Source organism: Thermoanaerobaculia bacterium, from assembly GCA_035593605.1.
Taxonomy (GTDB): domain Bacteria; phylum Acidobacteriota; class Thermoanaerobaculia; order UBA2201; family DAOSWS01; genus DAOSWS01.
In genome coordinates, this window is the sequence record DAOSWS010000008.1 from 80,973 (window position 1) to 96,414 (window position 15,442).

9 protein-coding genes and 1 pseudogene are annotated in these 15,442 nt (G+C 53.0%); 6 read left to right on the forward strand and 4 right to left on the reverse strand.

Translation table 11 applies throughout. The features are described 5' to 3' along the window. Positions 1 to 125 precede the first annotated feature (125 nt). The 4 genes from PLD04_05530 to PLD04_05545 form a co-directional block, all read right to left on the reverse strand. Positions 126 to 4,487: a PKD domain-containing protein gene (locus PLD04_05530; GenBank protein ID HXK67785.1), complete on the reverse strand. Its 4,362-nt coding sequence runs from the start codon at positions 4,485 to 4,487 to the stop codon at positions 126 to 128. Positions 4,488 to 4,595: 108 nt separating this feature from the next. Next, positions 4,596 to 5,813 (reverse strand): hypothetical protein, encoded by a 1,218-nt coding sequence (locus PLD04_05535; protein HXK67786.1) that lies wholly within the window; start codon positions 5,811 to 5,813, stop codon positions 4,596 to 4,598. Between the two features lie 16 nt (positions 5,814 to 5,829). Continuing rightward, positions 5,830 to 6,657 carry an outer membrane lipoprotein-sorting protein gene (locus tag PLD04_05540; GenBank protein ID HXK67787.1) on the reverse strand — a complete coding sequence of 276 codons (828 nt, stop codon included), beginning with the start codon at positions 6,655 to 6,657 and terminating at the stop codon, positions 5,830 to 5,832. Continuing rightward, positions 6,654 to 7,007: a sulfite exporter TauE/SafE family protein gene (locus PLD04_05545; protein HXK67788.1), complete on the reverse strand. Its 354-nt coding sequence runs from the start codon at positions 7,005 to 7,007 to the stop codon at positions 6,654 to 6,656. The genes PLD04_05540 and PLD04_05545 overlap by 4 nt, the downstream gene beginning before the upstream one ends. A gap of 44 nt (positions 7,008 to 7,051) precedes the next feature. Between PLD04_05545 and tmk the strand changes: the two genes are divergently transcribed. From tmk to PLD04_05575, 6 genes and pseudogenes are all read left to right on the forward strand, one after another. Beyond that, a complete protein-coding gene (gene tmk, locus PLD04_05550) occupies positions 7,052 to 7,672 on the forward strand; it encodes a dTMP kinase (protein HXK67789.1) in 621 nt (206 codons plus the stop codon). After that, on the forward strand, positions 7,654 to 8,403 hold the full coding sequence (locus PLD04_05555; GenBank protein ID HXK67790.1) for a hypothetical protein: 750 nt from the start codon (positions 7,654 to 7,656) through the stop codon (positions 8,401 to 8,403). The genes tmk and PLD04_05555 overlap by 19 nt, the downstream gene beginning before the upstream one ends. 18 nt (positions 8,404 to 8,421) lie before the next feature. Then, positions 8,422 to 8,964: pseudogene (locus PLD04_05560) on the forward strand (GTPase domain-containing protein). Positions 8,965 to 9,211: 247 nt separating this feature from the next. Further along, positions 9,212 to 10,909 carry a VWA domain-containing protein gene (locus tag PLD04_05565; protein HXK67791.1) on the forward strand — a complete coding sequence of 566 codons (1,698 nt, stop codon included), beginning with the start codon at positions 9,212 to 9,214 and terminating at the stop codon, positions 10,907 to 10,909. 10 nt (positions 10,910 to 10,919) lie between these two features. Then, positions 10,920 to 12,554 carry a VWA domain-containing protein gene (locus tag PLD04_05570; GenBank protein HXK67792.1) on the forward strand — a complete coding sequence of 545 codons (1,635 nt, stop codon included), beginning with the start codon at positions 10,920 to 10,922 and terminating at the stop codon, positions 12,552 to 12,554. A gap of 329 nt (positions 12,555 to 12,883) precedes the next feature. After that, positions 12,884 to 15,286, forward strand: a complete 2,403-nt coding sequence (locus PLD04_05575) for a hypothetical protein (GenBank protein HXK67793.1) — start codon at positions 12,884 to 12,886, stop codon at positions 15,284 to 15,286. Positions 15,287 to 15,442 lie beyond the last annotated feature (156 nt).

The following is a 15,442-nucleotide window of genomic DNA, read 5'->3' on the forward strand; positions in this document are numbered from 1 at the left end:
GAAGTACGCCAACAGCAGGTCAGAAAGGCAGGAGGATGCATAACAAGGGGGGAGGGTTTCCCCTCCCCCGATTTATGGAGCTTTTCGGACCGTAACTGCTGAATCTACAGCATTTTCGCCTCTGGTTAGCGGATGTCTCCAGGGATGAAGACCGGGTCGCCTGAATCGTTGTCAACGACAGATGCATACGGAAAGAGAATTGCTCCAGGTGTCGAAGTCCGGACTTCCGCCCACGCATCCAGCTCCTGATCCGCAATACCTGAAAGGATATCGCCAATCTGAATGGCGCCGTACGAAAGAAGGGCCTCGCTTCCTTCAAGGAGAACCGTACCGTCCGGACCGTAAATCGTGTATTCGACCGAAACCGACCCGGCCACTCCACTGGCGAATCCGATATTTGTCCGATAACGATTGGAAGCCTTGAGGCCCGGAAGGATGGCCGTTTCTCCTGCGTGCAGGGCAGAAGAATCCTGGAACCCCGGGATGAACTGTCCATAAGTTCCCGTATCTTCCTCCGTGAACGTCCGGGAAACAACCACAACGGATCCTCCGGACGGTGTCACCTGGATCGCTCCCGCGCCCTCAGTACCAAAGACCGATTCGACCACGTCAAGATGTCGGCGGGACTGCCCGGGGTCCAGAGAAAAGGAATACCCGGGTCGAACACCGTTATCCCGGCCCTGGGCCAGATAGGAAAGATTGTAGGTCACCGTACCGGAAGTCGGATTCAGCACATCCAGATCCGTGCGCCATATTGTATCCCTCGCGCCGGGGCTGTGAGCCGCCGCAGGAACGGTTATCCTCCCGGAAGAGGGTTCGATGGGATAGACAAAGATGGGGTCGCCCGATTCGTTATCCACCACCGAGAGATAGGGCAGGATTGAGGCTTCAAGGTCGTACAGGCTAAGCACCGCGTACCCTCCGTCCGTGGATCCAGCAAGGCCAGAAGCCTGTATGGAGGAAAAGGCGGGAACCTCAAGAGACGGATTGGCGATCGTGGATCCCTGAGAATCCCGAATATCGACATCGACGATCACCGGATTTGAATAGAGGTTGACCAGTCCAAGATTTGTACGGAACTGTTCTCCGACGGTAAAGGACGGCAGGATGATGTCATCGAAATAGGTGAAACCTTCGGCATCGGGAAAGGCCGGGATCGTCTGGCCGTAGGTTCCATCGGAAGAATTATTGAAGGTTCGTGAAGACAGGATTGCCTCGGCCGGAAGAACCACATGAAGGGAACCGGCCGAATTTGTCTTTTGAAAGAGATCCTGAACCGCATCATCTACTCGAACCGTGCTGTGGGCAGGAAGGTCAAGGGAGATCGAATCCACGAACGAGCCGTTTTTCCCTCTTTCGCGGAAAACGATAGTCGCACCTGAATCAACGCCGGTTGGGTTCACTGCCGTCAATTCCGTCATCCATGAAGTCCCGTTGGCGCCGGAAGCGCTGGCTGAAGCGGGAATGGTGACCCGGGAACTGAGCGGCATGGAAGTACAGTCCGTGCAATTGACGGTGAAGCGGACGGTTCCGCGATTATCATCGTAATAACTGGCTACAAAAACGCTGTATGTGACCCCGGCTTCAAGCTGAACCTCCACGTAGGAATTGGTGCGCGGTCCACTGCAGTGAACCACTTCATCATCATCGTTGCAGCCGTTCGGAACAGGGGACCAGGGTCCACAGGCCGGTCCTGTCCAGACAGACAGTACCGTATCTCCTCCCGACCCACAGGTATCAAAGGAATAGGTCGCGCTTTCTTCCGGGATATAGTGGAACCAGAGGGAACCAAAGTACCCCGCGTTAGATGGTATGCACGAAGCCGCCGGCGTTTCGATTTCAAAGTTGGCTGCCTCATTTGAGGTTACAACGGTATACGGAAGCGGTGCACGGGAAGGGATCTCGACGGCAGCATCGCACGTGTCCCCTTCCGGTACAACTTCAATCCGCACGGTCGCAGAACGCAGAGCGCCCCTTTCGTCCCTTGCGGTCAGCCCGATTGAAAAGGCTCCGGGACGCTGGAAGGTGTGGGATACGGAAGAAGGTCCCGCTGCAGCAACGATACGTTCCCATGTATCGGAAAAGGTCCAGAAAGTATCCAGGGTATCCCCGTCGGGGTCGGATGTCGTTCCATCGAACGTGATCGTCGTACCGCGGTCAACGACAAGAACCGTATCGGAAGCAGCGATCTGAACGACGGGGGGCTGGTTGGGAGAAACAGGCAGCGGAAGCTCCCAGATTCCACGTCCATGAGTGGCGACCCGGAGCATGGATCCGTCGGGAAAGACGCGGATATCGTGGATTGACGTGCGGGGGAGCCCCGCTCCATACTCTTGCCAGGTCGCACCTCCATCCACAGATCGATAGAACCCGAGGTCCGTTCCTGCATAAAGGATCGCAGGATCGAGAGGGTCAAAACGTACGACCTGCACGCTGTAGGGAGGAAGCCCCGCATCCCGTCGCTCCCAGGATGCTCCCCCATTGTGCGTCATGTAAAGGTTTCCGTTGTCGCTCCAGGCATAGCAGATTGCGGCGGCCATGGCATCATGCGGAGAGATTACCGCGTTCCGCAGGGATCCATATGCAGGAAGCGTTCCATCATCCGGAGAGTACGCGGTCCACTGAATGCCTCCATCTCTGGACCAGAAGACTTCCGCACCTTTCACTACAAGGATAGAAAGAGGATCGGCTCCGGTCAGGGCCACGGAAAGTACATCAGACCCGTTCCAATTTTCCCCCTGTACCCTGTCATGCGGAAGTTGGAGCCAGGTCTCTCCGCCATCGCGGGAACGCCATGCGAAATCGGATCCCGTGAACACCATTTCCGGCGAGGATGGGTGCAGGGTGACCACCGACAGAAAGGATGCGCCATCTCCGGGTGTGTAGGGAGGTGTAATTTCGGAAAATGAAGCCCCGCCCCCGAACTGATTGGACCGATAGATGGCTCCGTACTGAACCGTTCCATAGGCGATATCAGGGATGTCCGGATGGATGGCGCATTCGAATCCATCGCCTCCGATAACATCATCCCAGAGCCCCGAATCATCATTCCGTCTTCGGCCGGTCCCGTTGTCCTGCGTTCCTCCGATGACACGAGATGGATGGGATGGATCGTGGTCCATGGCATAGTACTGCCGGGTAACGAGTCCGTTGTTTTTTCCGGTCCACGTGTTGCCGTCATCCATGGAAAGGTAGATCCCTCCGTCACAGGCAAGGATAAGTACCCCCGCCTGGTAGGCATAGTCATGAGCATCAACATGCGGAAATGCATTAAAGGACGCCGTAGTCCAGGAGATACCCCCGTCGACGGACCGAATATAGAAAACTCCCCCTGCATTAATGGTGTCGGGGTCGTCCGGGGACACAATGATGGTGTTGTCATACCACCCCTGGCTTCCCAGAAAATTACGAATGTAATACCCGTATGGACTCCCGTTATTGCTGACATCTTCCAGCTCTGTCCAGGATTGCCCGCCATCGGCCGTTCGATAGATCCGCGAAGTCATAGTGCCCAGAGCATTGAGGCTGGAGTAGGCCGCATAGAGGATCGATGGATTGGATGGAGCCATGGCCAGAGAAGTACGCTCGTAAAAGCCATTGGATGGATCGACAGACGGAATACCGGAATCGGAAGGCGTCCACGTCATGCCCCCATCGGTGGATCGCCAGATTCGATGAAAATTTTCATCGCCGCAGGATCGAACACACCAGGTGGAGGCGTAAAGAAGAGATGGATCCTGTGGAGATCGAACAAGATCCGTACCATCCACATCGGGCAGAGTGGTGATCCAGGTGTCTCCCCCGTCCATGGTGTACAGCAGGCCCTGGCTGGTCCCTGCCACAACAATATTTTCATTGTCAGGATCTACGGAAAGGTCATAAAACATCTCAGCAACGACATTGTCGGGAAGAATCCAGGACAACCCTCCGTCCACAGATTTAATCAATCCAATCCCGGGAATGAAGTCGATGGCATATCCCCCCTCTCCGCTTCCCAGGTAGATGATCGAGGGATTGGAGGGCGCATAGGCGACTGCCCCCACGGAGAGATCCGGCAGCATATCCGTCAATGGGGTCCACGTACTGCCCCAGTCTTCGGTTCTCCACACTCCCCCGCCCGCGGCTCCAACTAGAAACGTACCCTCAATGGCGGGATGAGGTGAAATTGCCGTCGCCCGGCCAGCTCCGTTCAGGGGGCCGAGACTTCTCCACTGAGGCTCAACTTCCCTGGCGGCACGGGGAGGATGGGCCAATGACCAGCGCATTTTGGTGAGACGGGTCCCGCTGTCCAGAAGGGGGCGGCCCCCGTGGGTGGAAGCATACCAGAAGGCTCGATCGTAAATGAGGTCGGCTTCACCGAGCCATCCATCCATGTCCCGATCCGCCACAGAGTCTCCCTTGGGAGCCTCCAGGTCGACAGGTCCGGCGGACACGGGGACCAGAGAAAGCGACATAAAGATTGCGAAAAGGGTTACACGAAGCAGCATGGTATGCCTCCAGCAGTAAGATTCTTTTAGTTCCGGCGGTAAACATACCGCTCGGGGATACATACAAAAACCAGGCTCGATTTCTTCCCGATAGTGTAACAGGAACAATCAATGCAGATACACCCTCGCTGTAATTCGAAGCACATCATGATCGGAAAAGATGCGGAGCGGATGGTCTTCAGGCGCATCCAGAGTCACCCACTGCAGCTCAACGTGGAGATCCGGATGGAACCGATAGAGGAAGGTCAAGTCCGAAGTCCAGCCATGATCGGCATCGACACCCAGGGACCAACGGCCATCCCATGAATTCAGATCCCGGGTTGTCATCGTAAGGAAGATCGCCTTCTGAAAGGGACGCAGGGGATCCAGAACTCGAATGAAATCAGGGGTGGAGCCCCCCTCGAGATGGTCTTCCCGGATGGCCTCGACAGCCAGACGGAATTCTCGATGGGAGAACCCGGGGTATAGGGATCGCTCGAGACCGACAACGGTTACGGCGTAATTCTCAAGACCTGGATGGTTGAACCATCTTCCGGCACTCTCCAGCCTTACAGCATAAGGCCCCGTCACCCAGACCAGGGTAACTCCTGCAAGATCCATCCGGTGATGCAGAAAGGGAACATGTCCGGATACCGGCCCCTGAAGATAGAGGCTCACCCCCTGTCCCCAAAGAATAGTCCAGTCCACCGGGCCGGCGGTCGAACCGAACGAGAGAGCCATTTGCGTTCTGGAGTCCCAGGGAAATTTTTCCAGCTCAATTGCAGGGTCACCGCTTCCCCAGGGAGCCCATCGAGAACCGGGGGACGAGTATCGGGGGCTGTCCGCACGCACGAGAGAAGCCCATCCACGGAATTGTCCCCGCTCCCAGGACCAAACCAGGCCGGGCACGGCAAGATAGCGGACCGGTCCAAAGGGAAAGGTGAGATCACGAGGCTGAAGAAATTCTATCGGATGGAGAACTTCGCTAATCCCACGGGGTGTATGGATCTTCCCTGCGTCCAGATCCCACCATGGACTTCGGTAACGAACCAGGACTTCTCCGAGATCCAGTTTTGGCACTTCGAAGTCCTTCCCGTCCCAATCGGGACGCCACGATTCCCCCACCATCGAGCCATGATCCGCGCGGGCCAGGATCTCCGTATGGATCTCAAAACGATGGATCGCCCCCGTTGCTTCACCCAGAAAGAACACCTCTCCTTGCGGGCCGCCTCCTGGAGATAACATCGTAGTGAGATCCAACCAGCCCTGAACATCCCACGTGCCTCCAGATAGAGAGGCTGAATGGATGAGAAGGATCAGGAATAGAAATTGATAACTCCTTCTCATGGGATGAAACTCATCTTCAGGGAAGAGAATTGACGGGTTCGACCCTCTGCCTCAGCGAGCGGAGGGTAAAGGTCGATTCGGCGTCAAAATCCGGATCCGTATTCCGTTGAAGCAGGGAGAGTTCCGTGACCCTCCCATCGGTCAGGCTTTCCATTTTCAAAATGTTTTCTCTATAAACTTGAGGAAGAACTTCCTCCACACCCTGCACCGTAAGTGTCTTACTGTGGAAACCATTATGATCAAAAAAGTAAACACGCCTTGTCCGAAGGGTCGTTTGCCCGATCCAGATCTCTCTGGATCCGTAAGCTGTCTCTTTCAAAAACTCTGGGAGGGGTTTTTCGATCAGGTGCCAGCATAATTCCTGGTCGATCACCTCATCTCCCTTAAGATCGTACATGTGTTCAGGGATATGAAATGACTGCAGATCCTCGTAGAGAAATGTCGTTCCCATAAAGCGATTTTTCCGCTCGCTCCCTGCAATTCTTTTAATCTGACGCGTTGCAGGATGGTAGAACCATTGCTGATCGTCGCCTCTTTCGGGTTCATGGGTCAACAGCCCCACCCCGCGTACTTCCGCAGGCGACAGGAAGCGAAGAAGTGTCTCATCGCGTCCACCGGGAAGAGTCCGTGCATAGAGGTCATACGTTCGGATGAACGTTCTTCCATCCCCTCCCTCCAGCACCATCCTCCATTTCGACCATTCAAAGGAAATCTTATTGGCCACCTCCGCTCTCTCTACGATTTCACGGGCGGAATCTGAAGATGCCTGAGAGATCAGAAGGGAGGACAACAGCAGGAATGGCATCAGGCCAAACCGAGAAAGACCCGCCCTGAAATGAATCACCGGCTCCGGATAAAGAGGTAGATCGCCATAAAGAGCAGAAAAACAGCAAATATTCTTTGAAAGGTGCTCTGCGATACCATGGGAACGAGACGTGCCCCGACCTGTGCGCCGATGATTCCGCCGGCGGCCAGGCACAAACCAACGGTGTAGTCGACGTTGGCCAGCTTGTTGTGGGCAAGAAGCGCGGAGAGGGAAATAAGGAGAATGGCCAGGAAAGAGGTCCCGACGGCATGAGTATGAGGTTTCCCAAGGAACAGGAGAAGGGGAACCATTAAAAAGCCTCCGCCAAGACCCGAAAAGGAAGCCAGAACTCCGATCAGAACTCCAAACAGTATAAATAGGGCGAACATGAGCTCATCTTACCAGAACCCTGAGGTATGGTAAAATATGCGTAATGGCAAGGTTCATAACGTTTGAAGGCGTCGAAGGATCGGGAAAATCCACCCAGATCGAACTCACCTCAGCCTGGCTGGGTCAGAAGGGCATTCGTCACACTGCGACACGTGAACCCGGGGGTACGAAAGCCGGTGAAAGCATTCGTCAGCTTCTGCTCCACCAGACCGATGTACAGCTGTCTCCACTGACGGAAGCCGCCCTCTTTACTGCTGCGCGACAGCAGTTGCTTCAGGAAATCATCCTTCCCTCTCTCAACTCGGGTTCCTGGGTGTTATGCGACCGTTTTATCGATTCCACCATTGCCTATCAGGGGTACGGGCGGGGTGTAGGTGAAGAAAAGATTCGCAGAATGCATTCCATCATTGGAAACATCATGCCGGATATCACCTTCTTCCTCGACGTTTCCGTGGAAACAGGACTGAAGCGGTTACATCCCGGAGTTCGAGATCGCTTCGAATCGATGGATTTCTCTTTTCATAAGAGGGTCCGGGATGCATATCTTGTCCTCTACAAGAAAGAACCCAATCGAATTGTAATCCTGGATGGAACACGACCCGCCGAGGACATTCAGGCGGAAATCCAGGAACGACTTGCTCCCTGGTGCAAGACCACATCCTGAAGGCGGCCCGCGAACACCGCCTCTCTCCCACGATCTGCATCGTCGGCGAAGATTCCGATACAATTCTCAATTTTGCTCTGGAAGCGGTTCGAATTGAACTCTGTGAAGAACAAAGCGCAAAGGATTGTGCCTGTTCTCAATGCCGGCTTATCAGAAACCGAACCCATCCGGATGTCACCCTTGTGGCTCCTGAAGGGAAAGCGGAGATCATTTCGGTTGAATCCATTCGAAACGTTCGAAGGGAAGCCTACCAGGCCCCCTTTCAGGCTTCGACAAAATGGATCGTCATCCATCAGGCTCACCGGCTCAACGTAGCATCTTCCAATGCACTCCTTAAGATTCTCGAAGAACCTCCTGAAGCCACAAAATTCTTTCTACTCACCACCAATGATAGACTTCTGCTGCCAACGATTCGCAGCCGATGTTTTGTCTATCCGGTTTCCCTTACAGCACCGCCACGGACACTCCCCTCGGAAATCGAAGAAATTGCGGCAGATCCCGATCGAAGCCTGGCCATTCTCAATATTTCTTCACTTTTATCCGGATATTCCCTTGCAGAAGCATCGGAAATCCTGGCCGAACTATCCAGGAAAACCCGTGATGCGCTATGGGGAGATGCCTCCTACGAAATTTTCTCTCTCCTGGCAGATCGACCGGCCACATATCAAAAAAGACTTGTTCTTGAATCGATTCTTCTCTCATGCTTTAATGAAAGAAAGTTCGATCAATAATTGTTGGAAGGATAGAATATGGTATTTATCAATGATGCCGTGAAAGAAGTCACCCTTAAGCTGGTCTACTACGGTCCCGGGCTGTCAGGAAAGACCACGAACCTCGAGTACATTCACTCTGCACCCGATGTGGGAAACAAAGGAAAGATGCTTTCGATGGCAACGGAAACCGACCGGACGATCTTCTTCGACTTCATGCCGATGGATCTGGGCAAGGCTGGCGAATATAAGATTCGCACTCAGTTGTACACGGTTCCCGGTCAGGTCTTTTACGATGCCACGCGTCGACTTGTACTTCGCGGAGCCGATGGCGTAATCTTCGTGGCCGATTCTCAGCGGGAAATGATGCAGAGTAATCTTGAATCTTTAAAAAACCTGAAAGACAACCTCGTGATCAATGGAATCGACCCAGACAAGATCCCCATTATTCTTCAATACAATAAGCGCGACCTTCCCAACACCCTTGGCTTGGCCGAACTCGATTCCATTCTGAATCCGAAGGGATTCCCCACTTATGAAGCCGTAGCTGTGCGGGGCGATGGAGTGATTGACACGTTTCGCGAAGCTCTCAAACGGATCATCCACAACCTGAACCATCGTGTGGATATTATGCTCAAGGAGATACCGCAGGCCCCGGCTGCGGCCGAAGAATCTCCTCAACCTGTGCGGCAGGATCCGTTAGACATGCTGAAGTCCTTTTACCATCACAATGAAAACATGTTGAAGCTTCTTGCCTCCATTATGGAGGAGATCAAACAACAGCAGGAATATCTGGGTGACTATCTGCATGGAGACGGGAGTCAGATCAATGAAAAGTAAATACGCAGCGATTCTTATTCTTCTGGCTTTTCTTGTGATGCCGGTCTTTTCTCAGGAAGAGGACACCTCTCAGGGTGTGCCGGTATTCGGAGAAACGATTGAAGTTCATCTGGTGCCCATTCAGGTCCTGGTCCGGGACGGTAAGGGAAACCCGGTCACCGATTTAAAACGCGAGGACTTTATTCTGGAAGAAGATGGCAAGGAGCAGGAGATCACTCACTTTGCGGAAGTTCGGCACCGCCAGAGCGTAAATGTCTTTACCGCAGGTGAGAAAAAACAGCCGCCTGCAGAAATTGCAAAAGAACCCGAGACGACCCCATCCACGGAAGCACTTCTTGGAGAACGCTATATCTTTTACGTGGACAACGTCAATATTCACCCGCTGCAGCGGAATGCGGTTTTGAAAAAGGCCCAGGAATTCGCAAAAGAAAGAATCGGAAACGGAGTCCTGGGCATGGTTGTGACCTTCGATCGATCTCTCCACATCCAGACCCCCTTTACCGACGACGCCTCCATGATTGTAAATAAACTGGAAGAGCAAAAGGAGCGGACGGGGGACGCCCTCGTACGTCTCAATGATCGGAGAGACCTTATTGACAGCATTAAAAACAGGGAAGATCGGACCTATTCGTACGCTCTTTCCAAAGTGCGGGGGTTCGCCGCACAGATTCACAACGACATGCAGTTCACCCTTAGTGCCCTCAAGGACTACCTGACATCCATCCGGGGAATGGAGGGCAGAAAAGTTCTTATCTATATCTCCAGCGGCCTTCCCGAAGTGCCCGCCTATGAAGTCTTTTACTACCTTGGTGAAATATATCCCCATGAGAATGTATTCAGCTATGCCGACTTTTTCAACCTGAGGTCCCACTACAAAAGCATCATCAACACGGCAAACTCAGCAGGTGTCAACCTCTGCATGGTGGATGTGTCGGGATTAAGAGCCATGGGAACCGAGGGCGCCGCAGAAGAGAGATATTCCGGCACCGACATCGATTATACGGTGGAGACCAATAACCTCATCGATCCCCTGAGAGCCATGTCCGAGGAAACGGGGGGCGTGGCCATCGTGAATACCAACGATTTTGCCATGGGATTTAAAAAGATCGCCGAAACCGTGGATAACTATTACTTTCTGGGATATCAGAGAACACGCCCCATCGAAGACAAGTTTCATAAAATCGAGGTATCGCTGAAACCCAAGATTCGAGGAGCCCGGATTTCCTACAAAAAAACCTTTCTGGAAAAATCGATCCACTCCATCATGGGGGACAAGATCATAGCCAACCTCATCTTCCCGGAAGATCACAATCCACTGGAAATATCCGTAACCTTCCAGCAACCGACCGTAAAGGAAGATAATAAAGAAGCCTTTATTCTTCCCATGACAGTGGAGATTCCTTTCAGCAGTCTGAATCTGACCTTGAAGAACGATCGCCACATCGGACGCATCAAGATTGGAATTGCCGCGGGCGATGGAAAAGATCGAAGCGAAGTTATCTGGAAAAATCATGATTTTAATATCCCGGCCACCGCAATGAAAGAACTCGAAGGTACAACCTTCAAGTACAACCTGGAACTCATGATCGGCGGTGGTGCGAACATTATCAGTGTGGGTGTTCTGAACGAATTGGACGGAACCGAAAGCTACAAGCGTGAGCGTGTCTTTATTCGTCCGCCCCAGTAAGGAGACTGACATGCGAGTTTGGATGATTACTGCGATTCTCCTGATCGCCTCCTTTCCGCTCCCCGGACAGGAAAAGCCTGTTTTTTCGGGAGAAACAGTCGAAGTCAGGGTCGTCGACGTGCCGGTTCAGGTAACGGATAAAGATGGCAATCCGATAGTGAACCTGTCTCCCGAAGACTTTCAACTTTCGGTGGATGGAAAATCCCAGCCTTTGAAATACTTTTTTGAAGTCAAGGATTCCGGGACGCTGAGACAGTCTTTCGCGGAAGCGTACAAGGCCTCCGGCGCAAAGCAGCCGGGAATTCAGCCGGAATTTCATAAGCGAATTGTAATTTTCCTCGATGGATACCACCTCCATCCCCATAACTATCTCCGTGTCGAATCAGCCCTGGAAACTCTTTTGGGAACGGTGATGGTGGAGGGCGATGAAGCATCCATCTTTCTGGCCATGCCTTCCGTGCAAAGAATACAGGACTGGACGGACGATGTCATGCTCTTAAAGAGGACTCTCCGGGAATTTAAACTATCCAGTACCGCCTCCACGGCCCTCCCCCTTCGCCAGAGGGATATGGAACGAATCATCTCGTCGACCAGTCGATATCAGTTTGCCCTGCAGAGTGTTCGTGGGTACGCCCAGGAACGCCGTTACGAAATTCTTCGCGTCATTGATGCCATGAGGGCAGTCCTTGATATCAACCGCACGGTGTCAGGAGAAAAGTATTTCATTTACGTCGGGGAAGGGATTCCGACCATCCCCGGGCTGGAATATTTTTACCTTCTGGATAAATACTTCCCGAGATTTGCATCACTCAACGAAGCTACACAGTATGATCTGAGCCACGAATTCGACTTTCTGGGCAAGTTTGGAGCCTCCTGCGGATTCACGATGTACCTCGTGGATTCCCGGGGACTTGTTTCTTCTTCTCCCGGGTTTGAAGCCGATATGAGTGGTGAGGATTACGTCCGGGGCATGGATGTATTTGGACAGTCCGCTGTCCTTCGTTCCTCACAGGACTCTTTAAAAATCCTCGCTGATGCAACGGGTGGCCGGGCCATAGTCGACACAAACGACGTCAAAGCAGGGATCGGGAAATTCTCACTCGCTCTGAACCATTACTACTCCCTGGCCTTTGAACCCGGGCATCCCAGAGATGGCGCCTATCATGACATCGAAGTCAAGATCAAGAACCCGGAGTTTGTCGTTTCTTTTCGCAAGGGTTATGTGGATTTCTTACCCGAGGAGAACCTTCCAACACGTCTGCAGACCTTTCTGGTCTGGGATCGCGTGCCTCACAATCCCCTGAATTTCGGCGTCCGCGTGGAAAAATCATCCAAAAAAGGCCGATACTATCTTGTTCCTATTAAGATTCTCTTCCCTAAAAAATCCATGCCCTTTACCGACGGAAAAACCATGCTTCGTGTCGGCATCGTGATCGGCGATGAACAGGGAAGAAAAAGCGAGGCTTTCACGCAGAAAATTAATCTCACCAGCGAAATGTGGAAAGACAGTGACACCCTTGCGGTGCCCGTCAAACTTCAGATGCGAAAAGGTGAACAGACCATGATTGTGGGAGTGGAAGATCCGTTTGAAGACATTTCCTACGTGAGGCTGACCGTCAAGGTTCCCACCGGGAATGATTCGTGATATAATTCTGTTTGAGGTAACAGGTATCAGCATACCACCTCCCAATGCCCCCCTTCTATGATACCTCCTTTCATTCCGGCCGGCTTTGCCGGCCGCCTTTTTTTCCGGAAATCCCACTAAACAATTGATATTAAAGAAGTTTTTGACAACCTGACAGAATATTGGTATATTCATATCAAAGAGGTTAGGCGGGAGCGATAAACTATAAAACCGGGGATTTTTGGGAAGACACAAAGGAGTCCGCAATGGTTAGTAAACCCACAAGTATTATGATATTAAGTCGCATTATTCGTGAAAACCTTTTCACATGGATTGTGACAATCTTATCCTTGTTTTGTTTATCCACCCCCCTTCTGCATGCCGCAGACAATGTACCAACCGACATCAAGCTTGCCGGGACACAGCAGGGTGAAGTTGCTTCCTTCGCCAGCCCCGATAACTGCGATAACTGCCATGTCGGTCCCTCCGGCCAGGACCCCAATCTTGAACCTGCCCATGGATGGAGGGGAGGGATGATGGCCAACGCAACGAGAGACGCTCTCTTCTGGGCTACGCTGGCCGTCGCGGAGCAGGATTTCTACCCTGCGGGTCTCAACCCTGACCCTTTGGAGACCCAGCGAGGCGGTGCAGGAGACCTCTGCATTCGATGTCACTCGGTGAATGGCTGGGTGAATAATCGGTCCACACCCACTGATGGTTCTTCCCTGACAACCGGGGACGTGAATGGCGTAGAATGCGAATTCTGTCATCTTCTCGTCAATCCGGACATGAACATAAACATCTCCGGCACGACTGAAATACAGAACGCCCCCTTTGAGGCCTATGACCCCGATACGGGTGAGGGATATAACGGCGCGGCCCAGTACGTGATAAACGGAAACGGGACACGCCTCGGCCCCTACACCGTTACCAATGCAAAGCATGCATTTCTCCCTTCCTCCTTTCATCGAGATGCAAGGCTCTGCGCGACCTGCCACGATGTCAGCAATCCGGCCGTGGGCGATCTCGCGCACAACAACGGAGCAATGAAACCTCTGGGAGCCGGTTCCTTCAGCGGTGTCCCCGGCGCCCCGGTGGATGGAAAGGCTTCTCTCAATAATCCCCCCTACTCTTACGGAATCGTGGAACGTACCTACAGCGAATGGGTCGCGTCAACGCTGGACACTCTCATGGTCAACGATTATCCGACTTTGCCGGCAGATCTCAGAGTATCCGGAGGAAGCCTGGATATTGCCTATCACAGGGCGTACGATGCCAGGAATAATGCAAATTACGAAGACGGGGTGGCCAGATACTATTCCTGTCAGACCTGCCACATGTCGGCCGGGACCGGTGTGGGCTGTAACAAGTCAGGAACACCCACGCGGACTGACCTTCCGCGTCATGACCAGACCGGGGGCGGGTACTGGATGCCCGATGTTGTTCAGTACATGGACACAAAGGGAACCCTGCGGATGGGAGGCGGGTTAAGCCAGGCCCAGAAGGATGCGCTGAACAGCGGAAAGGTCAGGGCCGCGAATATGCTAAAGAGCGCGGCATCCCTCAGTGCAAGCCAGGACATTAACGACCTCGTCGTACGGGTGACGAATCTTACGGCCCACAAATTGATATCCGGCTATCCTGAAGGTCGGAGAATGTGGATTAACACCCGCTGGTTCGACAATGGAAACAACCTGGTCCGGGAAGATGGCGCCTATGGAACGATCGGCCGAACCGTGAATGATCTGAACGGAACGCCTCACGAGGTCGAATCGATCCTCGATCCATCCACAACCAGGATATATGAAATTGAAATGGGAATGGACAAGGAGTGGGCCGCCCAGCTGGTAAGCCTCGGATGGGACACGGGCACGATTCTCAGCTACAATCGCCTGACAGATGCCGCCACACACACCCTGGGCGAACTGGCAGGAGAAGACCCGGGAATTCAATATCACACCTTTCACTTTGTCTTAAACAACGTCGTCGTAAATGATCCCCGCATTCCGCCGTATGGATTCAGCTACGACGACGCCTATGAGAGAAATTCCATTCCGGTTCCTGCGGACCAATTTGGTGTTACGGCACCATTCTCTGGAAAGACATATAATTATTTTGATGATGTCCGGTTTCCAATTCCCGCTGGAGCCGTTTCCGCGGATATCCGTCTCCAGTATCAGCAGACCAGCTGGGAATACATCCAGTTTCTCTGGCTGCAGAATGACGGCCAGAGCACCTTTCTTGCAGATGAGGGAATCAATATGCTTGATGCCTGGCTGAACACGGGAATGTGTCCTCCCCTGGAGATGGCCTTTACAACAATCAGCGGCCTGACATCCCCTTCCTCCTCACCGCCCGGTGAAACGTCTCACGAGGAAATCCGCGCGGAGCATCTTCGTGCATCCTATAATCCCGCCACGGAGGAGATTTCGGTTGTTTACACACCCGCATGTGATGCAGTAGGACACACCGTATACTGGGGAGATCTGGCCGGAATCTCGACCTATCTCTATGGAGGCGCCGTCTGTTCTTCCGATATTGACGGTGAAATCACCTTTACATCCGCAACCATGCCTCCATCCTTCTTTTTCCTGATCGCAGGAAATAATGGAACGCACGATGGATCTTATGGGACGAACACTTCGGGGCAGGAACGTCCTGGCGCAGATGGCCTGGAATGCGATTTTATTAACTATGATAAGGATGTGCTTCCCAGTACCTGCGACGCCATGAGGCTGGCCTTCGGTAAATAAATCGTTGCCGTTCCTTGTCCCATCCAGGGCGGCACCGGGAAATCAGATTCCATTTGATGATACCTGTTGTCATCGGGTACAATAGTGCGCCCGAACTGCGTCGGGTAATGCGGTAGATGGACACAGGTCTATCAACCTGAAACTCTGAGGAGTCAG